The sequence below is a fragment of the Exiguobacterium sp. MMG028 genome, from assembly GCF_027947425.1.
Classification (GTDB): domain Bacteria; phylum Bacillota; class Bacilli; order Exiguobacteriales; family Exiguobacteriaceae; genus Exiguobacterium; species Exiguobacterium aestuarii_A.
The window spans coordinates 322,062-346,859 of sequence record NZ_JAQJIN010000001.1 but is presented as its reverse complement, the minus strand read 5'-3'; the positions used below and the strand labels follow the sequence as shown (position 1 = coordinate 346,859).

The following is a 24,798-nucleotide window of genomic DNA, read 5'->3' as shown; positions in this document are numbered from 1 at the left end:
TACCTCACGACAAAGTCGTGGCTTGCCTCAAACGTACAAAAAACCCGCAACCTTTACGGCTACGGGTCACTCATATATCGCGATTACAAGACAGGTTCCATCGTTTTCATAAGGACGTTCGCAGAATGTTGCATTTTTTGATGTTCTTCTTCTGACAACTCAATCTCAACGACCTCACGCACGCCCTGACGGTTGATGATCGCCGGTACCCCGATATGAATATCGTGTAAACCGTATTCCCCATCAAGATGAGCACCGACTGTCAGCAACGTGTTCTCATTACGAAGGACCGCTTTGACCAAACGGAGTAATCCGAGTCCAATGGCATAGTATGTCGCACCTTTACGTTCGATGATGTGATAAGCCGCATCACGTACGTTCACATATATGTCTTCAAGGTCTTGCCAGTTATATTCATCATGCTCTTCAAGTAACTGCTCAACAGACTTTCCATAGATACGAGCATTACTCCAAGCAGCAAATTCAGTGTCACCGTGCTCACCCATGATATAGGCATGACAGTTACGTGGGTCGACATTGAAATAGTCGCCAAGCATGTAACGTAAACGCGACGTATCGAGTACAGTTCCTGAGCCGAAGACGCGATGTTTAGGTAGTCCTGAATACTTCCAAGCCAAATGCGTCATAATGTCGACCGGGTTTGAGGCGATAATGATAATGCCATCAAAACCAGAATCCATAATATCTGAAATCATCGATTTCATGATTTTCGCATTTTTTTCGACAAGGTCAAGACGAGTCTCACCTGGACGTTGCGGTGCACCTGCAGTAATGACGACGATGTCTGCTACACCACAGTCTGCGTAATCCCCTGCCCATACACGCATCGGTGAAGACGCGAACGAGACGCCGTGGTTCAAGTCCATCGCTTCCCCTTCTGCTTTTGCCTTGTTGATGTCAATGATGACGAGTTCTTCACAAAGGCTTGCTGTCGTTAACTGGTACGCAAAGCTCGCTCCAACTGCCCCTGCCCCTACAAGTGCGACGCGCGTTACTTTAGCATGATTTAATGTTTCCATATTGATTCTCCACCCTTCGATCAATCTGTTTCATGTTTTTGTTATCTCTGTTACAACAAGATTGTAACATCATTCACAAACCCTAACTACAGTGGAAACCGTTTTCACTTTGGCGATATTGTGACAACATTCACATTCATTTGAAACATCTTCATTTTCTGTACTACCCTCATCCGAACACCAAAAAACAAATAGACGCCGCTCCAAGAACGGATAAGAAATTGACTGCATCATTCCCTAGCACACGCCACCCTGACACATATGTTGTAGAAACTTGATGATGAACTTTCTTTTCCGTCAGCTTTCCACAAACCGTACAACGAAACTTCCGTTGAACCGTCGCCCCGAGCAATGTGTCGATGACACTCCCACTCAGTCCGATTCCCCAAAGCGCCAACAGTAATGCCATATCCAATTCGACAAACAGGAGAGAAGAGCAAACGATCACGAATGCGCCTACAATCGACATGACCGTCCCAAATGTTGAAACGGCACCGCTCGTTCCCGGCTCAACTTCTCTAAACGTGAACATGAAGCGCGGTTTACGTTTTGCGAGGACACCGAATTCAGATCCCCACGTGTCACTCGTCGCTGCCGCAATGGACACGATGTACATATAAAGATAAACGAGGTCATCTGTCAGTAAGTAACCGAGGGCACAGAGAATCCCTACCCCACCGTTTGCTAACACTTGAATGGCGTCGCGCGCTCCCGTTTTTTCGACAATGTCATCTACATTTTGTTTATCACGAGATCGATATTTCGATGCAAGTGAAGATGTCGAGAAGAATACGCCGAGTAAATAGAGGCCGAACCAACCAAACGATAACCCGATCAATACTCCCGTCACCACTGTCAAGAAGGCTCCCGAGATCGTCAAGGAGCGTAACCGATACCCGAGAAAGGCGACGATACAAGTTACAACAAATATGGCGAACATTGAATCATCTCCTTTTCTGTCACAATCCACTGAACAGGTAGATCATGTGGTTCAGTCGGCACTTGATCGACCAATTGAATGGAGTACGCTAATGAAACCGTCTCCCCTTCATATGTACGTAAAAATCGGTCATAGTATCCTCCACCCCAACCAATTCGATATCCTGAACGGTCAAACACCCTTCCCGGCACAAGACAGAGGTCGATGCTTTTCGTCGTCGGCGGGGTCGTCGGCTCCAAAATATTCATGACGCCCTTCTCAAGGTCATCTACTGAATGAATAATATGAAACGTTAACCCCTGCTCCGTTACTTTCGGGACGCACACCGTTTTTCCTGCTTCAAACGCTTCATGAATGATTGGCGATGTATCGATTTCAAGCGGAAGTGACGATGTCACGGCAATCGTCTGGCTTTCTTTCCATATCTCTGTTGAGAACAACCGCTGATGGATGACTCGGTCAACTTGTTGGCGATTGTTCATTTGTTTAATATACTGATGGACCGTTCGTCTTAACGCTGCTTTGTCTTCCACAACGCATTCCTCCTTACAAAAAAAGCCGCCACATATGTGACGGCCGGTCCCTCATTACTTCACTTCGCGGTAAAGCGTGTGACGACGGAGACGTGGGTTGTATTTGCGCAACTCAAGGCGCTCTGGGTTGTTACGTTTGTTTTTCTTCGTGATGTACGTGCGATCGCCTGTTTCTGTGCAAGCTAATGTAATTTTAACGCGCATTTCTTTCACTCCCATCTTAATGATGTTGTATCAAGTGCTTTTGCTTTACAGTCTAAGCATACTCAATTATCCTACCAAGTTTCTTATGAAAAAGCAAGGTTATTTCACGTTCTTTTTCATTGATTCCTGTCCGTAAGGAGAAGATTCAAGAGGTAGGCATGTGTTGACATTCTCGCTTACTTTATACCATTGTTTCAGGTCGTTCATCGAGAGCTCTTCGCCGACATAAACGTACTCCGCTGACGAGAACACACTGTTTTCAATACGATGGATCGCATCGAATAAACCACCGTGTCCGTGCGGGTTCCGTGTCGCTTCAAAGGACAACATAGTTGAGTATAACGGAAGCGCAAGTGATTGCGCAAGTTCTCTTGCAGCAGGAATCGTCATCCAATCAAAGTGATGAATCACTTTGAATGATACCCGTTTCGAAAGTTCATGAACGAGTTTGACATACGCAATATTTTGCGTGGCAACCTGATTCATGACGTGCTCTAAAAATGGGCTAGTCGGACGAACTCGATACACATGAACGTTTCCGTGTCGTTCGTATTCCGGTAACTCATCGTGATACGGCGTCAGCACATAGACGGTTTCTCCCTCATTTGCTCTCGCCTCCACTTCCTCGACGACACGATGACCAAGTCCACCGACGATATGACCGTGATATTCGGGTGTCAGCATAAGAATTGCCGACTCTTCTGCTTCTCGTTCAGTCGTCACGTAATAGTCGTGCGGGGAGAGGAATGAATCGACATCAAGATCTTCGTCTTGAAGGAATGGATACGCCGCATAATGATCATCGAGCAACTTGTTCGAAACAGTGCCTTGATAAAGCGCCGTTTCAAGTTCGGCGAAGAGTCGTGTATGCTCCCTGAAGCGTTCAGCCGCATACTGTGCTGTCGTTTGTCCATCTAAGATAAACGCCCAGTCACTCGATACAGCCAACACATAATGGCGAATCAATTGCTTTAACGCACGATTCGTCAAATCCGATTGATCACGATAATCTGCTACGTCTTTGACGAGTTGCATCTCCATCATATGCAGGTGACGGAGCATCCATTCATTTCGTTCATTGATCCAAACTTCACCGTAGCCTTTTCGTCCCCATGTGTTCATGGAAACATGGACGGTTTGTAAATCTTGAAAGTGGCGCTCAAGGAAAATTGCTGGCGTAATCGTTTCGATACCAAATTCTTCGAGCCGCTCTGCGACTTTCCCAAGAAATTCAGGACCCTCAAACCACCAGTGACCAAACAATTCCGCGTCGAACGGTGCTGTGACCAAGAACGGTGGGAACGTTTGTCCGCCATGGGCCTCCAGATGCCCTTCTAACGTTTGAGCGAAGTCTGTCGCATGGTTCTCGATTTGATGCTCAGCCCACTCACGTACATAGAAGTCTTTTTGATCGGTGTCACCTGTGATGCGGTGCATTTTTAATCCTGTGTCGAATCGAATGCCTTCCGGATGCATGAACGATTGGATATAGTCCCAATCTCGATCGTAGGCCAAATCTCGATAAAATTCACGATAGTCAGGGTGACCTGGATATCCGATCATCGAACTCCAGATTTTACCCGAGATGATTTGGTCCCGTGGGAACAATGCGACACCGTGTGGAGAATAGACCGGAGCACCAATGCCTTTTTCAGGAGTCGGGTCCGCATCGAGCAATGCATGTTCATCGACAAACGTATATCGAATCCCTTCTTCATAAAGAATTCGGTCTACGCCTGGTGTATACGCACACTCTGGTAACCAAATCCCCGTCGGCCGGAACCCGTAGTGACGTTCGAAACAGTTGAGACCTGTACGAATTTCAGCACGTGCCGCCTCCTCCGTGAAGAGATGCGGGTTGAAGCCGTGAGTCGCTGTACATGTCACCATGTCGATATATCCCGCTTCACGATATGTACGGAACGCTTCATTCAAATTTTTATTCCAATGAAGGAACGTATTTTTCAAGTCGTGATAACGCTGTTCATAGAAATGTAACGTCGACGTCTCCTCATCCGTTCTTCCCTCTGAGAGTTCTAACGCAATCAATTCAAGCATCTCATCTATATGCTCGACGTAGCGGTCTTGGATGAGCGGGTCTGCGAGCATTTCCACAACTGGTGGCGAAATACTGACTGTCCAATGCAATGGCCGCTTCAAGCGGTCAACTTGCCAAAGGATTGGAATATACGTTTCTGAGATGGCTTCATATACCCATCTTTCTTCTAAACGGTGCTTCTCTTCATGCCTAACGTACGGTAAATGAGCATGAAGGACGAGTGAAAAGTATCCTGGTTTCATGTAAAAAAGTCCTCCTTAACGTACGTGACGGTATGCCGCATATTTTGGTAATGTATCTAATAACTCAGGAGAATCCACTTCTCCGTACTGCCAACGTCTCACCGGTTCCGCGAAACGTCCGATGCCAGCTGGTTCTGCACGCGGTGTATCAAGCGGTGCCGATGCCACGATTGGTAAAAATTCTCCCTCCATCGTGCGAATCCCGAATTCGAACACATATGTCGTGTTCGGATCGAGAGGACGAACGAACCAACTATTCGTCATTTCAGGTAGGTCAAACGTATATGAACGATTTGCATGACCGCTCGCATAATCCAATAAGGTCACGTCTAAAATACGGAATGCTTTCGGTAATTCTTCCCATCGTCTCATAAACTGAAGTTCTAACGTCTCTTTGACCAAATCAGACACTTCCCAGCACACATAAACCGAGTTCGGTGATTGCACGACCGCATGTAAAAAGTCGACGTTGTATCGGTCTGGCAACTGCCAGTATCCTTCTGGTCCTTTCGCAAGAAGTGGCGATACGTTCACATCACTCGTTTCTTTCGCTGTGGCGACTTGTTTACGCGAAGTGGATCCTGGCGCTTTAGCTTTAGCTTTCTTATTGCTCTTTTGTTTCACAGGGACAACTTCCTCCACCTCTTGTTGCTGATTTCTCCATTTTCGCCATGCGTATTGGACTTTGCCAATCGGGACGTCTAGTTCTGCCGCAATCTGTTTCAACGTAAGTCCTTGTTGCTTCAAGGATACGATTTTCTCTTCCATCTCTGTATGGCTCCCTTCATGTAAAAATCCATGTAGACTAGTATTCGCTCATTCTTTATGAATTCCTGCCCAAAAAAATAAAGAACAACAGCACTGTTGTTCTTTACCACTAATCTTATTGATTCAAATCATAATGTTTCCCTTTTTCAAGAAAAATTAAATGTTCTCCGAAGTTTGTCACGTGATCGCCCATCCGTTCGAGATATCTAGCGATGTTTGAGAACTCGTATACATCGTTCGTTCCGACCGTCATTGCCGGAAGGGAACCGATGTATTGTTTAATCACCGTTAGATTGATTTCGTCAATCACACGGTCCATTTCATTGAGTTCACGGACACGACTCACTTCTCCTTTACGATACGCGCGCGTCGCCAACTCGAGCATATCAATCAGCTGTTCAGCCATCTGTTTGAGTGGTTGAATGTCATGTAAATAAGGAACATGTTCAATTCGCGTCACAGCTTTGGCGATGTTCGTCGCGTAATCCGCAATACGTTCTAAGTCTGTCGCCGATTTCATCGTTACAATCAGACGACGTAAGTCAGTCGCAACAGGCTGTTGCTTAGCAATCAATAAAATCGCTTCGTCGTTGATTGCTAATTCTAAATCATCTAGTTCATTGTCGTTGTCGATTACTGTTTGCGCTAACTCTAGATCATGTTTTTCTAACACTTCGATTGCCGTCGCCGTTTGTCGCATCGTCAAGTTTGCCAAATGGACCACTTTATCTTCTAATTCAGTTAATTTCGTATCAAAAAATGTGCGATTTTGTGCCATCAATCTAGTCTCCTCCTTAACCGAAACGGCCAGAAATATAGTCTTCCGTCCGTTTGTCAGATGGATTCGAGAAAATCTTATCAGTTACATCGAACTCGACAACTTCTCCATTTAAGAAAAAGGCCGTTTTATCCGAAACACGGGCAGCTTGTTGCATGTTATGCGTTACGATAATGATTGAGTATTGCTCTTTCAATTCTTGAACGAGTTCTTCCACTTTCAATGTAGAAATCGGGTCAAGGGCAGATGTCGGCTCATCCATCAAGATGACGTCAGGTTCGATTGCTAGCGTACGAGCGATACAGAGACGTTGCTGCTGTCCACCAGAAAGCCCATATGCGTTTTCGTTCAGACGATCTTTCACTTCATCCCAAATAGCAGCGCCACGAAGTGAACGCTCAACGATCTCATCGAGTACTTTTTTATTTTTGATGCCATGCGTACGAGGACCGTACGCTACGTTATCGTATACCGATTTCGGGAACGGGTTCGGTTGCTGGAATACCATTCCGACCGACGTACGTAAATCTTCTACTTTATATCCACGACCGAAGATATTCCGACCATGATACAAGATTTCACCATTCGTCCGAACGGATGGAACGAGTTCTACCATACGATTCAACGTTTTAATGAATGTTGATTTCCCGCACCCAGATGGTCCAATGATTGCCGTGACTTCATTCTTTTTAATGTCGAGGTTGACGTCAATCAAAGCTTGATCTTCACCATACCATAAGTTCAAATTGTTAACGACATAAGCGCTATCTTTTTTCATCTCAGTAGTTGTCGGTTCTGTCGTAGTTGTGTTCACGTTTTGATCTCCTTTATTGAGCTCTTGTTGTTTCATCATCTCGAGCTTCCTCCTCATTCATCTGCAAAAACGACTCAATGTCGGTTCGTATATTTGTTTCGGATATAAATCGCTACAGAGTTCATCGTAATGAGCATTGTCATGAGTACGATGATTCCTGCCGCGGCCAAGTTTTGGAACTCTGCTTGCGGTCGGCTCGTCCAGTTATATATCTGGATTGGTAGCGCCGTGAAGTCAGAGAAAATATTATTTGGTGTCGTTGAAATAAACGTTGCCGCACCGACCATGATGAGTGGTGCTGTCTCACCGATTGCACGAGAGACGGCGAGGATAATACCAGTGATGATCCCCGGCAACGCTGACGGTAAGACGACATTGAACGTGGTCTGCCACTTTGAAGCTCCTAGCGCTAAAGAGGCGTGTCGTAATTCCATTTTGACTGCCCGCAATGCTTCTTGTGACGCTACGATCACAATCGGTAAACTCATAAGACCAAGTGTCAAGGCACCCGCGATAACCGAGTTGCCTAATTCCATCACTCGGACGAATATCGTTAATCCAAGCAATCCGAAAACGATTGAAGGGACTCCGGCCAAGTTCGAAATATTAACTTCAATAAATGAAGTCATTCGATTTTTTGGCGCATATTCTTCTAGGTAAATCGCTGCACCAACACCGATAACGAACACCATTGGTACGATTAATAACATCAACCATACCGATCCGATTAATGCAGGATATAGCCCGGCATCCTCAGGACGACGTGACGGGAAGTTCCGTAAGAAATCGAGGTCGACCCAACCTGCCCCTTTTGAGACGATGTCATAAATCAAAGTCGACAAGACAAGAAGTGCAAACACAAGTCCTGCCAAAAAGACATACTTAAAAATTTCATTTAGTTGTAAACGGCGCTTGATTCTTTCAGACACCGTTTCACGATCCATCAGGTTCTTCGTATTCTTGAACTCACTGTTCGGTAAAGCCATATTAGTACTCCTCTCTGAAGCGGCGCGTCACCCAGTTTGCGAGCAAGTTCATCAAGAGAGTGAAGACGAACAATAACGCACCGACCGCATAGATACTGTAATATTCGATTGTGCCGTAACCTGCGTCACCTTTTGCGATCTGAACGATATACGCTGTCATCGTTTGAATCGCGTTGAGTGGATTGAATTCAAAGTTCGGCTGCGAACCACCCGCGATGGTAACAATCATCGTCTCACCGATCGCACGGCTCATTCCGAGAACGATCGAGGCAATGATTCCAGACGTCGCTGCAGGCATGACAACTTTTGTTGCCACTTCAAGGCGTGTCGCACCGAGACCGAGCGCACCATCCCGAATTTTCTTCGGCACCGCACTCATCGCATCTTCAGAGATGGAAGCAATCATCGGAATAATCATGATTCCGACGACAATTCCTGGACTAAGTGCATTGTAAATTTGAAGTCCCGGAATCAACGCTTGCAAAATCGGTGTGATGAATGACAACGCGAAGAAACCAAATACGATGGTCGGTACACCTGCCAACACCTCTAAGATCGGCTTTAGCACACGACGTGCCCGCTCTGAGGCATACTCACTCAAATAAATGGCAGACGCTAAGCCAAGCGGTACGGCAACAATCATCGCAATCACAGTAATTTGGAGCGTTCCCATGACAAGTGCCCATACCCCGAAGCGCTGATCTGCACTAAGCGGGTACCATTCTGTCGTTCCTAAAAATTCAGCGACCGGCACTCGTTCAAAGAACTTAAATAGCTCAAAGCCAAGTGTGAACGCAATTCCGACTGTCGTGACGACCGATACGAATGCGCTCAAGAATAATAAGAACGGCATGATTCTATCAAACACGTTCGTCGTACTATATTTCTTTTGTTTATTTTGTTCAATCATCTCTCGAATCGAGAGCTCTTTGTTTGGTTCATTCATCTCGTATATCGCTCCCTACCTCTTCATACTAGAAAGCATGGCGAGAAGGTGAGAGTTCCTCTCACCTTCTGCCACGTATCATCTTATTCTCCAGCGATTTCGTCGATCATCTTCATGTTTTCGTCGTAACGTGCTTGTTCCATACCGACATATCCAACTTCTTCAGAAAGCGCAGCAGCATTTTCGTTCATGAAACGTGCGAAGTCTGCAACTTGCTCTTTATCTTTCAACGAAGCGTTGTTGACGTACGTGAAGATTTCACGTGAAAGCGGGTAAGAAAGGTCATTGATTGTTTCTGGAGTTGGCTCTACACCTTCGACTGCCATGGCACGGAGCGTGTCTTGGTTCTCGATGTAGTATGCGAAACCGAAGAATCCGATTGCGCCTTCCGTTCCAGCAACACCTGTTACGAGGACGTTATCATCTTCTGACAATTGAGCGTCTTCACGAATGTCTGTATCGTCGAGAACAGCTTCGTTGAAGAAGTCGAATGTACCTGAGTCTTTACCAGGCGCGAAGAATGAGATCTCTTCATCTGGCCAGTCCGAGCGAACGTCTTTCCACGTTTTCACGCTTGTATCTGTCCACATTTTATTCAATTCTTCAATCGTGATATCTTGTGCCCAATCGTTTGCTGGGTTCACAACGAGTGAAAGACCATCAAGTGCGACTGAGAGTTGTGTGAATTCCACACCGTTCTTTTCAGCTTCAGCTGCTTCTTCTTCTTTAATTTCACGTGATGCGTTCGAGAAATCCGTTTCTCCCGTCACGAAGCGTTTGAAGCCACCACCCGTACCAGAGACACCGACCGTCACTTCAACTTCTGATTGCTCAGCTGAATATTCTTCTGCAACTGCTTCCATGATTGGGAATACAGTTGATGATCCGTCCATGACAACTTTTCCTGAGAGCGCATCGCCGCCATCAGCAGCGCCACTTCCTTCTTCATTGTTCCCACATGCTGCACCTACGAGTGCGACCGAAGTGATTGAAGCGAGTAAAGCTGATTTTTTCATCCAAGACATTTGTGACGTCCTCCTTGAGTTTGCTTTGATTTTTGTTGTGGATCTGTTGTTCTGTCCTACAATTAATATCCTAATGAACTTCTATTAACGAGAAATAAACGGAACGTAAAAGAATTGTAAAGACAAAAAAAGAAGCCACCGAAGTGACTCCTTTCATTGAAGCATTGCATTCACATCTTCTAAGTTAAAGTAGGCTTTCATAATATCGTGCGCGACACGTGTATTGATTCCTTCCGCCTCAAGTCCAGGCATGATGATTGCCCATGCGATTTCAGGATCGTCGAATGGCGCCCAACCGACGTGGTTCGAGTTAAGCGTCTTGATTGGTTCCCCTTTCGCGTTCCGTTTCGCCTGACCGTCTGCACCTTCAGCAATAGCCTGTGCCGTTCCGGTCTTACCGGCCGCAGTCATTCCTGTCTGTTGCAAAATTCGAGATGAACCAGACGAAGATTCAACCCCTTGGCGATAGCCTTCTCGAACCCGCTCGATATATTCGTCTTGAATATCCACTTTATTCAACGCGTTCGGTTGGAACGTGCTGACGACTTGCTTCTTGTTTTCATCGAGCGACCCTGGCTCAATAATTTCTTTTAATAAATGCGGCTGAATGCGATAACCGCCATTCGCTAACGTAGAAGTATATTGAGCCAATTGGATTGGAGTGTATGAGATATACTGTCCAATCGACATATCCATGAGGAGCGTGACACGGTCGGGAACGCTACGGAATCCAGTCGACTCGAACGGTAAATCAATTCCCGTCTCGATTCCGAGGCCAAATTGTTTATAGTAGTGCTCCATCGTTTCAAACGCTTGTGTGACGTTTTCCCCGACAATTTGACCGGTCGAATAATAGTCAGCCAAACGTAACGCGATTTGGAACATATAAATGTTTGACGACATCGCGAGTGCATCTAAATCGTTAATGTTTCCCATGTTTCGGTAAGAGGCTTTGGTCGATGATCCGATTTTAATCGGCGCGTCATAAATATATTCTCCTGGCTCGACGACGCCTTCTTCAAATCCATAAGCGACCGTCGCTCCTTTGATCGTTGACCCGATTTGGCTTGCACGGAGCACAGTACCGGTCGAAACGTCTTTAAACTCATTCGTCTCTAAATCAAGCTCCTGACCCGACAAAGCGAGTAGTTCACCCGTCTGCGGATTCATGACGACAGCGAACGCTCGATCGAAATGAGGACTTCCCGATCGACCGGCCCGAATCGCCTTCTTCAAAATCTCATCGACTTCTTTTTGGAATTCGATATCAGTCGACAAAACGATATCTTTACCCGGGTTCCCGCTCACGCGAGTCGGTTCCCCGACCGGTTCACCTTTATACGTTGTGAACACATCGTATGCAGGCGTCCCGCGAAGGACGTCTTCATATTGTTGCTCCAGATAGGACGTCCCGACTCGGTCGTTCAATCCATACCCTTTTGCCTGATAAGAAGCTCTTTGTTCGGCCGGGATTTGACGATAGCTTCCTAAGAAACTCTTGAACGTCTCATCGAACGGATAGTCCCGTTGATAGTATGGCTCGACGCTCACACCTGGCAACATTTCTAAGTTTTCTTCAATGACTGCCATCTCTTTTGGGCTTGCGCCGATTTTAATAACTTGTGGGTCGAGCGCATAGCCGCTCTCCATATTATGTTTGATCGCGATGATTTCTTCTGTCGCATCATCGAACGTGATTTCTTCTTCTGTGATGGAGTCGAGTAAGAGCCGGTCCACGTCTTGGTTGGACAATGCAGCGCGCTCATCTTCCGGTAACTCTTCCAACAATGCTTGTGTACGTTCTTGTGCGAGTTCTGGATTTGTTGCAATCCAGTAATCTTTGCGGTCACGTTCCGTCATTTTACGGTCTTCTTTTGGAATATCGACAATCTCCGCTAATTTTTTTGCGACATCTAAGCGCTCATCCGTTTTTGTCACTTGCGAACGGCGGTACATGACCGAGTAGTTCGATATCGTATCCGCAAGCACTTGACCGTTACGGTCATAAATCTTCCCTCGCGGTACTTCGTATTTAATCTTACTCGACTCGGTTTTTTGTACTTCACGTGCAATCAATTCCCCATTCACGATTTGAACGACTCCTAATCGAAAGATCAAGGTCGCAAATAGAACGAAGACGATGAAAAATAACAAATTCAAACGTAACGGTAAGTGGTTTCGCCGTTTCTTCGGCACTTTCACACGATTTTTTGCCAAGTCCGTTATCTCCTTCCACAATCGATTCCTTCTATAGTATAGCGTACACGGTCATCTACTATTTTGTCCGTTTTTCACTATATCATAATTTGTTTACAAATTAATGAAAGACACAAAAAAACCCGAGACTCTATGAAGAATCTCGGGACAAACGACTTATTTTGCGTCAGCGTACAACTTCGCAACATAATCCCAGTCGATGACGTGGAAGAATGCATTGATGTAGTCAGGACGACGGTTTTGGTAGTTCAAATAGTAAGCGTGCTCCCAAACGTCAAGGCCGAGGATTGGCGTAACACCTTCCATGATCGGTGAATCTTGGTTTGGTGTAGACGTCACTTCAAGTTTGCCGTTCTTCACGACGAGCCATGCCCATCCTGAACCGAAACGAGTAGTTGCAGCTTTTGTGAACTCGTCTTTGAATGCATCAAAGCTACCGAATGACTCGTCGATTGCAGAAGCGAGATCGCCTGAAGGTGTCCCGTTCTCGTTTTTCTTCAAGAGTTTCCAGAAGAACGAGTGGTTCCAGTGACCGCCACCATTGTTACGGACAGCAGTTTGAATGTCAGCAGGAAGCGAATCGATTTTTTGAAGCAAGTCTTCGAGTGAAGAGTACTCCACGTCTTTTCCTTCGAGTGCATTGTTTACGTTTGTGACGTAAGTGTTGTGGTGTTTCGTGTGGTGGATTTCCATCGTGCGAGCGTCAATGTGTGGTTCGAGTGCATCATATGCGTAATCAAGTTGTGGTAATTCAAATTTAGCCATTACTAAAATCCCCCTTAATAGTGTTTTGAACAACGTTCGTTATAAATGTAACAGATTTGTGACGGTCGACTCAATTGTAATGCTTCACTCTACATCTTCTTCTGGTAACGCCCAGACCGAAATAGACCCCGCCGCCACTTTAAATACCCCAAAACCTTCTTCATCAATCTCAATTTTATCTTCTCGTGTATTTGTCAAGTCGACCCATATTTCGCCAGCTCGCTCTTCCCCGACGAACATTCGCTTTTCAGCCTCGTCCGAAGTTGAGATGAGAACAGCACATCCTGAACGCTCAATCTCCTCCACACCTTTGCGTACCCAGCCGATGACGTTTGCATCATCAAAGTAATCATCCTGTTCCCCATATGCCTTTTCTCGACGGGCATATAGTAGCGTATCAATCGCAAGCTTCATCCCATCGGTTGGACGTGGACCATCTATGCCGTAGTAATCCCCGTAGAAGACACATGGATAGCCATCTTTACGAAGCAAGACGAGACCGTATGCGATTTGCTTGAACCAATCTTTTACCCACGACTCAAGTGCCTCTTCAGGTTGTGAATCGTGATTGTCTACAAACGTCACTGAATGAAGTGGGTGTGACTGGACGAGCGTATCATCAAAAATGGTGCGCATATCGAATGCGGCCCCTTCCTCTGACGCCTGATGTAATTTATAGTGAAGCGGAACATCAAATAGATCGACGTGGTAATCGATGTTATCAAGAAATTCACGGCATGCGTCAAGATCAGACTTCCAGAACTCTCCGACGAAATAGAATTGATCGCCTTTCTCTTCACGCATTGTTTGACTGAACTCTTTCACGAAGTCATAGTTGATGTGTTTGATTGCATCCAATCGGAATCCGTCACATTTCGTTTCTTCAATAAACCATTTACCCCAGCTCAACACTTCTTCCCGAACTTCAGGATGATGGTAATCGATGTTCGCAAACATCAAATAGTCATAGACACCGAATTCATCGTCAACATTGTCGTTCCATCTTTTATTTTCTCCAACAATAAAGAAAATACCAGAACGGTCCGTCGCTGCATCATAATCCGTCCCGTTAAAATGATTGAAATCCCATTTAAATGTAGAATACTTCCCATCACGAGCTTCATAATCAAACTTTGTCCATCCCTCGATTTCAAAAGGCTCATCTGACAGCACTTTTGTGCGATCATTTTGGTCCACTTCTAACACTTTAAACTTCTCGGTTGCATCCGCCCCTGCTTTATGGTTCATGACGACGTCCATATAAATTTGCATACCTAGTTCATTCTGACAATAAGATGTTGCTTCAAGAAGTTCTTTTTTCGTTCCATATTTTGTAGCAATCGATCCTTTTTGGTCGAACTCCCCTAAGTCATATAAGTCATAAATGCCGTAACCCGTATCCTCACTACTCTGTCCTTTTGTGACAGGAGGTAACCAGAGCGCTGTAATACCAGCTTTATTTAACTCTTCGGCTCTCTCTTTTAACCGCTTCCAATGTTTTTGATCTGCTTCGACATGCCATTCAAAAAACTGCATCATGGTGTGATTTCGTTCCATTTTGTCCGCCTCATTTCATATTTTTCAAAAAACAAAATGCTAACGACTATTTACCCACGAATTTTAGATTGAAAACAAAAAAACAACTTTCACAAAATGAAAGTTGTTTTGAATGGACCCTGTAGGACTTGAACCTACGACCGGACGGTTATGAGCCGTCTGCTCTAACCAGCTGAGCTAAGGGTCCTTATAAGTAGCGGCGGAGGGAGTCGAACCCACGACCTCACGGGTATGAACCGTACGCTCTAGCCAGCTGAGCTACACCGCCATGTTGTTATACAGTAATAATATACTGAATATGCTCCATACTGTCAAGGGAAATTCCTTTCCATCGAAAAAAAAGCACCCCAACTTAGTTGGAGTGCTTCATTTTTATACAGTTGCTTCCTGTGCGTCCTCAAGTGTGATTTCTGTGATGTTCATGGCATGGTCACCAATCCGCTCAAGGTTTGAGAGCATGTCGACGAAGAACATACCTGCTTGTCCATCACAAGCGCCCGTGTTCAAACGAACAACGTGGTTTTTACGGAATTGACGCTCGAGCATGTCGAGTTTCGCTTCCATTTCGATGACTTTACGTGCTTCGACCATGTCACCGCTTGCTAACGTCTGAAGTGATTTCTCTAACGTTTCGCGTGTGAGGTCATACATTTCAGTCAATTCTTTTTGAGCATCTGCCGAAAGTGTTACTTTTGTAGCTGTCTTATAGTCAATCAACTCAATGATGTTTTCAACGTGGTCACCGATTCGTTCGATGTCGTTGATCGCATGCATGAGCGTCTTGTGCTCTTGTGATTCTTGCTCAGTCAAATCAACCGCAGCCAATTTAACGAGGTAATCTGTGATTTTCGCATTCAATGAGTTTAACGCTTCTTCGATATGCGCAGACTTTTCAGAGTGCTTCTTATCTCCTGTTGTCAAATAGTTACGCGCTTCGTCAAGACCAAGTTTTGCGAAATCGCCCATACGGATGACTTCGTATTTCGCTTGTTCCACTGCAATCGAAGGAGATTGCTGAATGAAGATTGGGTCCAAGTGCTGTGCTTTCGTATCGACGATCGAATCCTCACCAGGCACCAATTTCGTTACGATCCAAGCAATAGTTCCAATGAACCAGAACTGAATCAATGTGTTGACGATGTTAAACGTACCGTGAGCGAATGCAATTTGCATCTTGTCTTCGATTGCCAAGAAGTCTGTAATCCAATAAATATAGTTTGTGAACGGAATCAACAAGATCATGAAGATCGTCGTTCCGATTAAGTTAAAGATAACGTGTGCTGCAGCTGCGCGACGTGCGGCAACCGATGCACCGATCGATGCCAAAATGGCAGTGATTGTCGTACCAATGTTATCACCAAACAATACTGGAAGAGCGGCATCCAAGTCGATTGAACCACCTGCATAGAGTTCTTGCAAAATTCCGATTGTTGCAGAAGATGACTGAACGATGACTGTAAATACAGTACCGACGATGACACCGAGGAACGGGTTGTCACTCATTGATTGCGTCAAGTCGATGAAATACTCACTTGAGCGGAGTGGACGCATGCCGTCTCCCATCAACTCAAGACCGTAGAACAATGCACCAAGTCCAAAGATGACTTGTCCAAGATGTTGGTAACGCTCTTTCTTAAAGAAGAAGAGTAAGACTGCACCGATTGCAATCATCGGGAGTGAATACTCACCGACATCGAATCCGATGATAAATGCCGTCACCGTTGTACCGATGTTTGCCCCCATGATGACCCCAATCGCTTGACGGAGTGTCATGAAGCCGGCGCTAACAAGTCCGACCGTAATAACGGTTGTACCTGAAGAAGATTGAATCAATACAGTAACGATAATCCCGGCGAGTACACCAAGGAATGGATTCGTTGTATACTTATCTAGGATGTCGCGCAGGCGATTCCCTGCAGACTTTTGGAGTCCGTCTCCCATCGATTTGATCCCGAAGAGGAAGATCCCTAGACCTCCAAAAAACATGAATAACATTTCTTGCAAATTGTATTCCACGATTTTTGTACTCCTTTTAATTAAGAATTGGTTGGATTTGCTTGGTTTTTAATGCCCTACTCATTATGCCTTCATCGGCATCTTGATGTAAACACGTTTTATGTAAAAGTTTTATTAAAACACTGTACTATTTTTAATGATTTCTACCACATTGTAATATAACAGATTGGAGTTCTTTGCATGTTGTCCACTATTTTCACGTTTCTCCGCACGAGTTTAGTCCCATCTAAGCGAGCGCTTCGCCTTCGACTCGCTCCGCTTCACGCCTATATGGGAGCCACTTTTGTATTGGCGCTACTCATTACCGTCTTGGACTTCATTGTGATTCGTCCTGACTTTTTCATTCCGATGTGGCTCTTCTTACATGGGTTCGCCATCTTATTTTTCTACTTGATTTGGGTCGCGATCATGGCCTTGTATGTCCAACTGTTTACGAGAGTCTACTCAAAAAACATGTGGGCCTATCGTCAAGCTTGGCCGTATACCGTGTCGATGACATTCGTTCCGACAATTATATTGGTTGCGCTGTACCACATGAATTCATCTCTTATGTGGATTGGCGTGCTGTTTGGACTCGGCTATATCACCTATCCATTAACGAAAGTACCTCAAAAAAAACAACGACGAGCGTCTTCGTAACCGCTCGTCGTTGTTTTTTTATGCTGGAGAGAGTTCCTCAAGCGTCTGATTCAGTGCCTCACTTTGATCACTCAAATCCGCACCTGCTGATTGTAAAGATGACTGTACGTGTGACCACCGCTCTACACCTTCATTTAGTTCGAGTAATTTTCGTTCAAGTAACGAACTGATTTCTCGCAATTGCTCATTGGATTCGATTAATTGCAAAAGTTGTCTCCCGGTATGAGACGTTTGATCCGTGATGGACTGAAACTCATCTAACTGAACCTTGATCTCATGGTCAATCGTCCCGATTCCAATCTCCACCCGAGACACTGCATCTTTCAATAGATGAACTTCTTTTATAAAGTCGTTGACTTCCACCAACAAGTCTTTTCGTTCTTCGTTCAATGCTTCGATTGCATCCACAGCGAGAAGTGTCGCTTCATTCGTCATTTTCGCCAACTTCCCAACTTCATTGGCCACAACCGCAAATCCTTTCCCATGTTCGCCTGCACGGGCTGCCTCGATCGATGCGTTTAGCGATAGCATCTTCGTAGCTGTCGACACCGAGAGGATACTCTTCAGCGCCTCATCCGCTTTTGAAGAATTCGATTCACTTTCCACAAGCTTTTGTTGAATGCTCTCCACTTGATGCTCGACATAATGACTCGCTTCTTTCACAGAAGAGAATGTTTCAAGCTCTTCATGTAAAATTGACTTCAGTCGATTGCCACGTTCATCCACACTTGAAATTTGATGTTCAAGCGTTTCGATTTGCTGCGTGACCTCCCTCATTTTGAATGTGGAATCGCTCGTCACCGACTGATACGAATGACTCGTATGTTCAACGGTAGCCGCAACTTCACGAAATTGTTCCACTTGATGTTGGCTGTTCATCAGCTCTTGTTTAAAAATCGGAAGACTTTGATGGAACGCACTCGCTGTCTTATCCATCATATCCATAGACCGGTTCCATAATTGAATGAACGTGTTGAACTCGGTTTCGAGTATATGGATTTCTTTGGATTTTGCTCCAAGTGCCACATCGTCGAATCGGCGTGTTTCAACGGCGTGGCGCAATGAATGGGCCAATATACTCAACGGTTTGACTTCACGATGAATCAATCGTGTAAAGAGGATGGCCATCCCAATCATCGCAATCAATAAGATGAAAATGATATATTGTCGCAGTTCAGCCATTGGACCGAGCGCAGATTCTTTCGTGACGACGAGAACGTAATCTGCCTTTAACTCAGGTATCGCAACCGACGCCATTAACCATTCTTCCGTCTCTTTGACTTCCGAACTTGTCGTTTGTGCAATCTCCTCTACGATTTGTTCTGTCTTCATTCCTTTTGATCCACTCAATTGCTCAATAGACTCTCCACGCACTAAAAATTGTGCGGCTTCGAATTCATCTCCCGATAAGATAGAAGCTTGTTGCATATAAGTAGATTTTAGGGAACGGTTTAGTTGCTTATCGTTTGCAACGTACGCACTATAAGATGTCTTCACCGATTCGCGCATGACCGTAACTTCTCGCATGAGGCGTTGCTCGATTTCTGCGGATAATAATTGTTCAGATTTCAGGGCGAACCAACTGAAGGTCGTGATAAAGACAAGTAGAATAATCGGCATGAGTGTCCATTGAAGACGGTGTGCCATTTTAAAATGACGATTCGGTCGATTGTTTCGTCGTGTTTTCTTCCTTCGATCGCGTTTGAAGCTCCATTGCATATGTTGCCACCTCTTTTTCTATTCTCGCCTTTATATCGGTCTTGAGACGGTGGAAAATTATGAAGTAGATGTTAAGATAACGTTAGAGTTTGTAAAGAGCACACATCCGTTACGCATCCTAGATGCTTTTTCACATTCTTTTCGTTATGATAATGAAGAAACCTTATTTTCTTAAATCGATTGGAATCTTTCCAAAAGAAGGAGATTACGTATATGTCAGAAATTTTGCATCGTTCATTAACTCGTCCGATTCGCGTCGGTAATTTGATTATCGGAGGATCGAACGAAGTCGTCATTCAATCTATGACTACAACAAAAACTCACGACGTCGAGGCAACTGTCGCCGAGATTAAGCGTCTAGAAGAAGCTGGGTGTCAGGTTGTTCGCGTGGCATGTCCAGACGAACGTGCAGCTGACGCACTCGCTGAAATCAAGAGCCGCATTAACATCCCGCTCGTTGTCGATATTCACTTCGATTACAAGCTTGCCCTAAAAGCCATCGAAAGTGGCGTCGATAAAATTCGAATCAACCCGGGTAACATCGGTCGCCGCGAAAAAGTAGAAGCGGTCGTAAACGCCGCGAAGGCAAAAGGAATTCCGATTCGAATCGGTGTCAATGCCGGGTCACTCGAAAAACAATTCCTTGAAAAGTATGGTTACCCGACTGCACAAGGAATGGTCGAGAGTGCGATGCACCACGTGAAAATTCTCGAAGATCTCGGATTCTATAACACAATCATTTCACTCAAAGCTTCTGACGTGAACTTGGCGCTTGAAGCGTATACGCTCGCTGCGAAGACGTTTGATTACCCGCTCCATGTCGGAATCACAGAATCAGGTCCACTTTTCTCTGGTTCACTTAAATCAGCAGCTGGGCTTGGCGCAATCCTCTCACTCGGAATCGGTTCAACGGTTCGTGTCTCTCTTTCAGATGACCCAGTCGAAGAGGTAAAAGTTGCGAAAGAAGTGCTCAAGTCATTTGGTCTTGCTGCAAATGCCGCAACATTGATTTCTTGTCCGACGTGTGGTCGAATCGAAATCGATTTGATCTCGATCGCGAAAGAAGTAGAGGAATACATCCAAAACATTAACGTCAACATTAAAGTTGCTGTTCTTGGTTGCGCGGTAAACGGTCCTGGTGAAGCACGTGAGGCTGACATCGGGATCGCCGGTGCCCGCAATGAAGGTCTTCTTTTCCGCCACGGTAAGATTATCCGTAAAGTTCCTGAAGCCACGATGGTTGAGGAATTGAAAAAAGAAATCGACGCCATTGCTGCTGAGAAGATGGCTGAACGAGAGCGTGAAGAACAAGAGCTTGCTAATCAATCAAATTAATGAACCCCCTTTCCCGCACGGTTGCAACCGTGCGGGTTTTTGATAGAATAGAGGGCATGTGAGGAGGAGTGATGAGATGCGAATCGGTATTGATTTAGATGGGACCGTAACAGACCCTAGAAGTTGCTTTATATATATGAATGAATCACTTGGGTATTCCATTGATTATCATCGTGCGACAGAGTATGAACTGCATACGTACACCACGATGAAACAGCATGAGTTTTGGAAGTTTATGATTGAAGAAGGACATGAGGAAGCAATCTATCGTCGTTCCCTTCCCCATTCCGATGTATTGGACGTATTATGGGAGTTGAAACAACAACATCACCTTCACTACGTCACTGCAAGGAGCGAAGCGGTTCGTCCTGTTACAGAAGAATGGATTACGAGTCACCGACTTCCACTCGATTCGCTCGTGATGACCGGATCACACGAGAAAATCAATGTCGTCAAAGACTTGTCACTCGAATTATTCATGGAGGACCGTTATGAGAATGCAGTGTCCATCCACGAAGAAACGTCTATCCCTGTCCTATTGTTCGATGCACCTTACAATCGGAAAGTGCTACCTGAAGGTGTGACACGCATCTCAACATGGCGTGAGGCACATCACCAGATTGCGCATATCGAAAAACAAATGGTTCTTAACCAACGCTAAAAGGCAATCCCGTTCAGCTAACGGGATTGCCTTTTTTAATTAGATGCGGCCGAGTTCTTCAATCACGTCACTTGCGAGTACACTTGCTGGATGAATCGTTTGACTGATCGATTTAGCTGCGAGCGCGTGCCAAAGGACTGCTTGTTCATTTGGTGACCATGACCCACCTTCTCTCGCCCATAATGCGAGCAAAATTCCTGTCAACACGTCGCCGCTCCCTCCTTTGGCTAAGGCAGAGGCTTCCACTGCATTGACCGCGCCTGTTCCATCGGGTGCCACGATAAGGGTATACGTCCCTTTTAAAATCAGGTGGACACGGTGCTCTATTGCAAATTCGGCAGCAATGGTGAAACGGTCACTTTCAATCTCTTCAACTGATCGACCTGTCAATTTAGAAAATTCACCAGGGTGCGGCGTGAGGATGAGCGGTCCTCGTGCTTCAAGTCGCTTCGTCGATAGTGCACCCGCGTCAACGATGACGGGGCACGATTGCCGAGTCACTTGTTGCCAAATCAAGTCCAAACCCTCACCTTCCACCATTCCAGGACCGATTGCAATCGCGTCGTATGTTTTTTCCAAGAGATCCGTATGCTGGTCGTACATCGCTTCAGGTAACGTCGAAATGAGAGGACTCGCCTCCCTTGGGATCGAGAGGTTTAACAAGCCAATCCCGGAGCGAAGTGCTGCGCGGCCCGCCATAAATGGGGCGCCGAGGAGATGACGACTTCCCCCAATCAATATGCCGTGCCCATAATCCGTTTTATGACTGAATCGGTCTCTCTTTAGAAGCGATTGATCAAAATCAGATTCGGTCAATACTTTCCAGTCCGATGTATGCGGGAGCCCGATATCGATTCGTTCGAGCTGTCCAAAATAAGGTGCAGTGCGGTTTAAAAAAGCTGTCCGCTTATAGCCATGTAAAGAATAAGTATGGGTCGCCTGAACAGCCAGGCCATCAAACTCACGAGCGTGGTCACTCGGCATACCGGAAGGAATGTCAATCGACAACACCTCTGCCGATTGTTCATTGATCCATTCAATGACGTCTCTCGCTTTTCCTGAAACGGGTCCTGAGAGTCCGACACCGAACAACGCATCAATGATGACGTCCGTAGTAATCGGTTGCTCAATAATTTGAACGAATGATGCCGCATAAGTCGCGTGTGTCGATGCCGCCTCCGATTTACTTTCACCGAGTGGTGACCAAACGCTCACGTTGTGACCTTTCACCGCAAGTTCTCTCGCGACAACCCATCCGTCTCCGCCGTTATTGCCTTTTCCACAAATTACTAAAATTGTTGAAGAGGAATCTATCTGCATCTTCGGCACGATTGCCGAAGCCGCTCGTTCCATCAATACTGCCTCAGGCATCCCGTTTTGACTGGCGGTTTGATCGGTCTGTTTGATTTCTTTCGCTGTGTAAATCATCTGACTTCCCCCTTTCGATACAAAAAAGGGATTGAATCAATTCAATCCCTTTTGCTTACATTCTTTACAATACCCATATATCTCAAATTTATGATCGACCACTTCAAATTCAGGATCCACTGTCTCTACAAAACGCATCGGACACAAATCAAGTAGTTTTGTCTTTCCGCAACTTCGACAAATCAAATGGTGATGATGGTGCGATGCGCTACATGTGACGCGAAACGACTTTTCGCCTTCAAGCTCCGTCGCTTCGAGAAGACCTTCCTCAGCAAAAGACTTGAGGTTTCGATAAACTGTATCAAAACTCATCGTCGGATGCTTATCGCGCATATATTCCAGTACGTCTTTGGCACTGACATAGCGATCTTCTTCAGAGAGAAAGGCGTACATTTCAAGACGTTTCGGCGTAACTTTTAAAGAAGATGCACGAAGACGGTTCAATTGTTCAGTCTCATTCATGTTGTACCTCCTTTTTCCTGAAACTCATCACTTTTTCAAGAATCATGACACCCGCCAAGATGCCGACCGCGATCAACACGATGACTCCACCTGGTGCGACATCAAGGTCGTAAGCAAGGACAAGTCCACCGATTGTCGCAACTTCACCAAAGATGATTGACCAAAGGATTGTCTGTTTGAAACTTGAGGTGAAACGTAACGCCGCTGCGACAGGTAGCGTAATCAAACTTGATACGAGAAGCGTGCCGACGATTCGCATACTGACAGCGATGACAAGTGCCACAATGAACATAAACAATAGATGGAGCATTGTGCTCGGTAGTCCTGAGACTTTCGCTTGTTCTTCATCGAATGACAAGAACAGTAACTGTTTATAGAAGATAAAAATCACAAGGACCGTTAAGATCGCCACACTGACAATCAAGCTGATATCTGACTGACTCACTGCGGAGATTGATCCGAATAATAGTGTCGACAAATCCACGGAGAATCCTCTTGAGAGCGAGATGAAAATAGCACTCAGTCCCATTCCAGCTGACATCATGATTGGAATTGATAATTCTTGAAAGTGAACATATTTACTCCTTAACCAGTTGAGCCCGAGCGCCGCCAATACCGAAATCAACGTTCCCATATATAGCGGATTGAGGTCAGCGAACAAGGCGATGTATTGCCCGAGAAATAAACTGAATGAAATACCGGCAAGCGTCATGTGGGACAGGGCATCAGCAATCAAACTCATTCGTCTGACGACGATAAACGAGCCGATGAGCGGTGCTGTGAAACCGATGACAAGCGCTGCAATGAACGCATAACGCAGAAAATTGTATGTCCATAGGTCTGCAATCATGTTGTACCCTCATGGACAAGCACTTTCACGGGATATGGCTTAATGGATGACGCCAGTTCACCGAGCTCGCTATATTCTCGAAGACCACAATTACATGCCAAACGCCCACGGTCGAGATGGACGACTTTCGTGACGAGATCCGTCACGACATTTAAATCGTGGGTGACGAGGACGAATGTACACGTCGTATGCTCTCTGAGCATATGCAGCACTTCATAAAAGTCTTGTAAGTGTTTCTGGTCCACACCAACCGTGGGCTCGTCTAAAATCAAAAGGTCAGGTTGGTTGACCATCGCTCGAGCGATAAAGACGCGTTGTTGTTGACCTCCTGATAGGTCCCCAATTTTCCGATGGCGGAACTGCCACATGTTGACCGTCTCAAGCGCATTTTGGATCGCTGCCTGATCCTCGATTTTTAGACGTTTGAATAAACCGAGGCGGCCATATCTCCCCATCGCCACAACTTCTTCAACGGTAACCGGGAATCCCGAGTTAAATGAAGCCGCTTTTTGGGAAACGTAACTGATACGAGACTTGTCTTTAAACTGCGAAATTGGCTTGCCGAACAGTTCAACGGATCCTTGTTGTGGTTGTAATAAACCAAGAATCGTTCGAATCAACGTCGACTTCCCAGAACCGTTTTCTCCAACGATGGCGACGAAGTCCCCTTGTCGAATATCAATCGAAACTTGTTGTAAGGCCGGTGTCCCATCATAGTAATAAGACACATCGTTTAATTTGACGACGGATGCTGTCATCTAATCCCTTCTCTCATTTGATAAATCGTAATCATTTCTACTTTCTAGGCGTTTGT

General features: G+C 45.5%; 23 protein-coding genes and 2 tRNA genes. 3 read left to right on the top strand and 22 right to left on the bottom strand.

Annotated features, from left to right (window positions below):
- Nucleotides 1-83 precede the first annotated feature (83 nt).
- The 17 genes from PJK55_RS01830 to PJK55_RS01750 all read right to left on the bottom strand — a co-directional run bounded on the left by PJK55_RS01830 (nt 84) and on the right by PJK55_RS01750 (nt 16,890).
- Nucleotides 84-1,040 (bottom strand): L-lactate dehydrogenase, encoded by a 957-nt coding sequence (locus PJK55_RS01830; protein WP_074033328.1) that lies wholly within the window; start codon nt 1,038-1,040, stop codon nt 84-86.
- A 169-nt stretch (nt 1,041-1,209) separates the two neighbouring features.
- Nucleotides 1,210-1,980, bottom strand: coding sequence for a DUF92 domain-containing protein (locus PJK55_RS01825; protein WP_271304611.1), 771 nt, complete (start codon nt 1,978-1,980; stop codon nt 1,210-1,212).
- On the bottom strand, nt 1,959-2,513 hold the full coding sequence (locus PJK55_RS01820) for a 5-formyltetrahydrofolate cyclo-ligase (RefSeq protein ID WP_271304610.1): 555 nt from the start codon (nt 2,511-2,513) through the stop codon (nt 1,959-1,961). The genes PJK55_RS01825 and PJK55_RS01820 overlap by 22 nt, the downstream gene beginning before the upstream one ends.
- 54 nt (nt 2,514-2,567) lie before the next feature.
- Complete coding sequence (gene rpmG / locus PJK55_RS01815) at nt 2,568-2,732, bottom strand: 50S ribosomal protein L33 (RefSeq protein ID WP_255313299.1); 165 nt, start codon at nt 2,730-2,732, stop codon at nt 2,568-2,570.
- Between the two features lie 84 nt (nt 2,733-2,816).
- Nucleotides 2,817-5,018 carry a 1,4-alpha-glucan branching protein domain-containing protein gene (locus PJK55_RS01810; RefSeq protein ID WP_271304609.1) on the bottom strand — a complete coding sequence of 734 codons (2,202 nt, stop codon included), beginning with the start codon at nt 5,016-5,018 and terminating at the stop codon, nt 2,817-2,819.
- Nucleotides 5,019-5,033: 15 nt separating this feature from the next.
- A complete protein-coding gene (locus PJK55_RS01805) occupies nt 5,034-5,786 on the bottom strand; it encodes a DUF4912 domain-containing protein (protein WP_271304608.1) in 753 nt (250 codons plus the stop codon).
- Between the two features lie 115 nt (nt 5,787-5,901).
- On the bottom strand, nt 5,902-6,564 hold the full coding sequence (gene phoU, locus PJK55_RS01800; RefSeq protein WP_271304607.1) for a phosphate signaling complex protein PhoU: 663 nt from the start codon (nt 6,562-6,564) through the stop codon (nt 5,902-5,904).
- Between the two features lie 16 nt (nt 6,565-6,580).
- A complete protein-coding gene (gene pstB, locus PJK55_RS01795; protein WP_271305256.1) occupies nt 6,581-7,342 on the bottom strand; it encodes a phosphate ABC transporter ATP-binding protein PstB in 762 nt (253 codons plus the stop codon).
- Between the two features lie 110 nt (nt 7,343-7,452).
- Nucleotides 7,453-8,364, bottom strand: a complete 912-nt coding sequence (gene pstA / locus PJK55_RS01790; RefSeq protein ID WP_271304606.1) for a phosphate ABC transporter permease PstA — start codon at nt 8,362-8,364, stop codon at nt 7,453-7,455.
- 1 nt (nt 8,365) lies between these two features.
- Complete coding sequence (gene pstC, locus PJK55_RS01785) at nt 8,366-9,310, bottom strand: phosphate ABC transporter permease subunit PstC (protein WP_271304605.1); 945 nt, start codon at nt 9,308-9,310, stop codon at nt 8,366-8,368.
- An 83-nt stretch (nt 9,311-9,393) separates the two neighbouring features.
- A complete protein-coding gene (locus PJK55_RS01780; RefSeq protein WP_271304604.1) occupies nt 9,394-10,335 on the bottom strand; it encodes a PstS family phosphate ABC transporter substrate-binding protein in 942 nt (313 codons plus the stop codon).
- A 153-nt stretch (nt 10,336-10,488) separates the two neighbouring features.
- On the bottom strand, nt 10,489-12,552 hold the full coding sequence (locus tag PJK55_RS01775) for a peptidoglycan D,D-transpeptidase FtsI family protein (protein ID WP_271304603.1): 2,064 nt from the start codon (nt 12,550-12,552) through the stop codon (nt 10,489-10,491).
- 156 nt (nt 12,553-12,708) lie between these two features.
- Nucleotides 12,709-13,317 (bottom strand): superoxide dismutase, encoded by a 609-nt coding sequence (locus PJK55_RS01770; protein WP_271304602.1) that lies wholly within the window; start codon nt 13,315-13,317, stop codon nt 12,709-12,711.
- Between the two features lie 84 nt (nt 13,318-13,401).
- Nucleotides 13,402-14,874, bottom strand: a complete 1,473-nt coding sequence (locus PJK55_RS01765) for an alpha-amylase (RefSeq protein ID WP_271304601.1) — start codon at nt 14,872-14,874, stop codon at nt 13,402-13,404.
- A gap of 113 nt (nt 14,875-14,987) precedes the next feature.
- A tRNA-Ile gene (locus PJK55_RS01760) sits at nt 14,988-15,061 on the bottom strand.
- A 7-nt stretch (nt 15,062-15,068) separates the two neighbouring features.
- A tRNA-Met gene (locus tag PJK55_RS01755) sits at nt 15,069-15,142 on the bottom strand.
- A gap of 104 nt (nt 15,143-15,246) precedes the next feature.
- Nucleotides 15,247-16,890, bottom strand: coding sequence for a Na/Pi cotransporter family protein (locus PJK55_RS01750; RefSeq protein ID WP_271304600.1), 1,644 nt, complete (start codon nt 16,888-16,890; stop codon nt 15,247-15,249).
- Between the two features lie 180 nt (nt 16,891-17,070).
- Here PJK55_RS01750 and PJK55_RS01745 point away from each other — a divergent pair, with 180 nt between their 5' ends.
- Nucleotides 17,071-17,529: a hypothetical protein gene (locus PJK55_RS01745; RefSeq protein ID WP_271304599.1), complete on the top strand. Its 459-nt coding sequence runs from the start codon at nt 17,071-17,073 to the stop codon at nt 17,527-17,529.
- An 18-nt stretch (nt 17,530-17,547) separates the two neighbouring features.
- On the opposite strand, the gene PJK55_RS01740 is transcribed toward PJK55_RS01745, so the two are convergent.
- A complete protein-coding gene (locus tag PJK55_RS01740; protein WP_271304598.1) occupies nt 17,548-19,248 on the bottom strand; it encodes a methyl-accepting chemotaxis protein in 1,701 nt (566 codons plus the stop codon).
- Between the two features lie 213 nt (nt 19,249-19,461).
- Between PJK55_RS01740 and ispG the strand changes: the two genes are divergently transcribed.
- Both ispG and PJK55_RS01730 read left to right on the top strand, forming a co-directional pair.
- A complete protein-coding gene (ispG, locus tag PJK55_RS01735) occupies nt 19,462-20,583 on the top strand; it encodes a flavodoxin-dependent (E)-4-hydroxy-3-methylbut-2-enyl-diphosphate synthase (RefSeq protein WP_074033343.1) in 1,122 nt (373 codons plus the stop codon).
- Nucleotides 20,584-20,659: 76 nt separating this feature from the next.
- Nucleotides 20,660-21,244, top strand: a complete 585-nt coding sequence (locus PJK55_RS01730; protein WP_271304597.1) for a hypothetical protein — start codon at nt 20,660-20,662, stop codon at nt 21,242-21,244.
- Between the two features lie 39 nt (nt 21,245-21,283).
- Here the strand turns inward: PJK55_RS01730 and PJK55_RS01725 are convergent, their stop codons facing one another.
- Genes PJK55_RS01725 through PJK55_RS01710 form a run of 4 tightly spaced genes read right to left on the bottom strand, consistent with a single transcriptional unit; the run spans nt 21,284 to nt 24,742 of the window.
- On the bottom strand, nt 21,284-22,672 hold the full coding sequence (locus PJK55_RS01725) for an NAD(P)H-hydrate dehydratase (protein WP_271304596.1): 1,389 nt from the start codon (nt 22,670-22,672) through the stop codon (nt 21,284-21,286).
- A gap of 36 nt (nt 22,673-22,708) precedes the next feature.
- Complete coding sequence (locus PJK55_RS01720) at nt 22,709-23,134, bottom strand: Fur family transcriptional regulator (RefSeq protein WP_214747940.1); 426 nt, start codon at nt 23,132-23,134, stop codon at nt 22,709-22,711.
- Nucleotides 23,127-23,984, bottom strand: coding sequence for a metal ABC transporter permease (locus tag PJK55_RS01715; protein WP_271304595.1), 858 nt, complete (start codon nt 23,982-23,984; stop codon nt 23,127-23,129). The genes PJK55_RS01720 and PJK55_RS01715 overlap by 8 nt, the downstream gene beginning before the upstream one ends.
- Entirely contained in the window at nt 23,981-24,742 is a 762-nt protein-coding gene (locus PJK55_RS01710) for a metal ABC transporter ATP-binding protein (RefSeq protein WP_271304594.1), read from the bottom strand. Before PJK55_RS01710 ends, PJK55_RS01715 begins: the two co-directional genes overlap by 4 nt.
- Between the last annotated feature and the right edge of the window lie 56 nt (nt 24,743-24,798).

Excerpts from the sequence above, each read along its gene's own strand:
- PJK55_RS01780 (WP_271304604.1), bottom strand. The coding sequence starts at position 10,335 with ATGTCTTGGATGAAAAAATCAGCTTTACTCGCTTCAATCACTTCGGTC.
- ispG (WP_074033343.1), top strand. The coding sequence starts at position 19,462 with ATGTCAGAAATTTTGCATCGTTCATTAACTCGTCCGATTCGCGTCGGT.
- PJK55_RS01740 (WP_271304598.1), bottom strand. The coding sequence starts at position 19,248 with ATGCAATGGAGCTTCAAACGCGATCGAAGGAAGAAAACACGACGAAAC.
- PJK55_RS01810 (WP_271304609.1), bottom strand. The coding sequence starts at position 5,018 with ATGAAACCAGGATACTTTTCACTCGTCCTTCATGCTCATTTACCGTAC.
- pstA (WP_271304606.1), bottom strand. The coding sequence starts at position 8,364 with ATGGCTTTACCGAACAGTGAGTTCAAGAATACGAAGAACCTGATGGAT.
- PJK55_RS01830 (WP_074033328.1), bottom strand. The coding sequence starts at position 1,040 with ATGGAAACATTAAATCATGCTAAAGTAACGCGCGTCGCACTTGTAGGG.
- phoU (WP_271304607.1), bottom strand. The coding sequence starts at position 6,564 with ATGGCACAAAATCGCACATTTTTTGATACGAAATTAACTGAATTAGAA.
- PJK55_RS01745 (WP_271304599.1), top strand. The coding sequence starts at position 17,071 with ATGTTGTCCACTATTTTCACGTTTCTCCGCACGAGTTTAGTCCCATCT.
- PJK55_RS01710 (WP_271304594.1), bottom strand. The coding sequence starts at position 24,742 with ATGACAGCATCCGTCGTCAAATTAAACGATGTGTCTTATTACTATGAT.
- rpmG (WP_255313299.1), bottom strand. The coding sequence starts at position 2,732 with ATGGGAGTGAAAGAAATGCGCGTTAAAATTACATTAGCTTGCACAGAA.
- pstC (WP_271304605.1), bottom strand. The coding sequence starts at position 9,310 with ATGAATGAACCAAACAAAGAGCTCTCGATTCGAGAGATGATTGAACAA.
- PJK55_RS01765 (WP_271304601.1), bottom strand. The coding sequence starts at position 14,874 with ATGGAACGAAATCACACCATGATGCAGTTTTTTGAATGGCATGTCGAA.
- pstB (WP_271305256.1), bottom strand. The coding sequence starts at position 7,342 with ATGAAAAAAGATAGCGCTTATGTCGTTAACAATTTGAACTTATGGTAT.
- PJK55_RS01805 (WP_271304608.1), bottom strand. The coding sequence starts at position 5,786 with ATGGAAGAGAAAATCGTATCCTTGAAGCAACAAGGACTTACGTTGAAA.
- PJK55_RS01825 (WP_271304611.1), bottom strand. The coding sequence starts at position 1,980 with ATGTTCGCCATATTTGTTGTAACTTGTATCGTCGCCTTTCTCGGGTAT.
- PJK55_RS01730 (WP_271304597.1), top strand. The coding sequence starts at position 20,660 with ATGCGAATCGGTATTGATTTAGATGGGACCGTAACAGACCCTAGAAGT.
- PJK55_RS01770 (WP_271304602.1), bottom strand. The coding sequence starts at position 13,317 with ATGGCTAAATTTGAATTACCACAACTTGATTACGCATATGATGCACTC.
- PJK55_RS01715 (WP_271304595.1), bottom strand. The coding sequence starts at position 23,984 with ATGATTGCAGACCTATGGACATACAATTTTCTGCGTTATGCGTTCATT.
- PJK55_RS01725 (WP_271304596.1), bottom strand. The coding sequence starts at position 22,672 with ATGATTTACACAGCGAAAGAAATCAAACAGACCGATCAAACCGCCAGT.
- PJK55_RS01720 (WP_214747940.1), bottom strand. The coding sequence starts at position 23,134 with ATGAATGAGACTGAACAATTGAACCGTCTTCGTGCATCTTCTTTAAAA.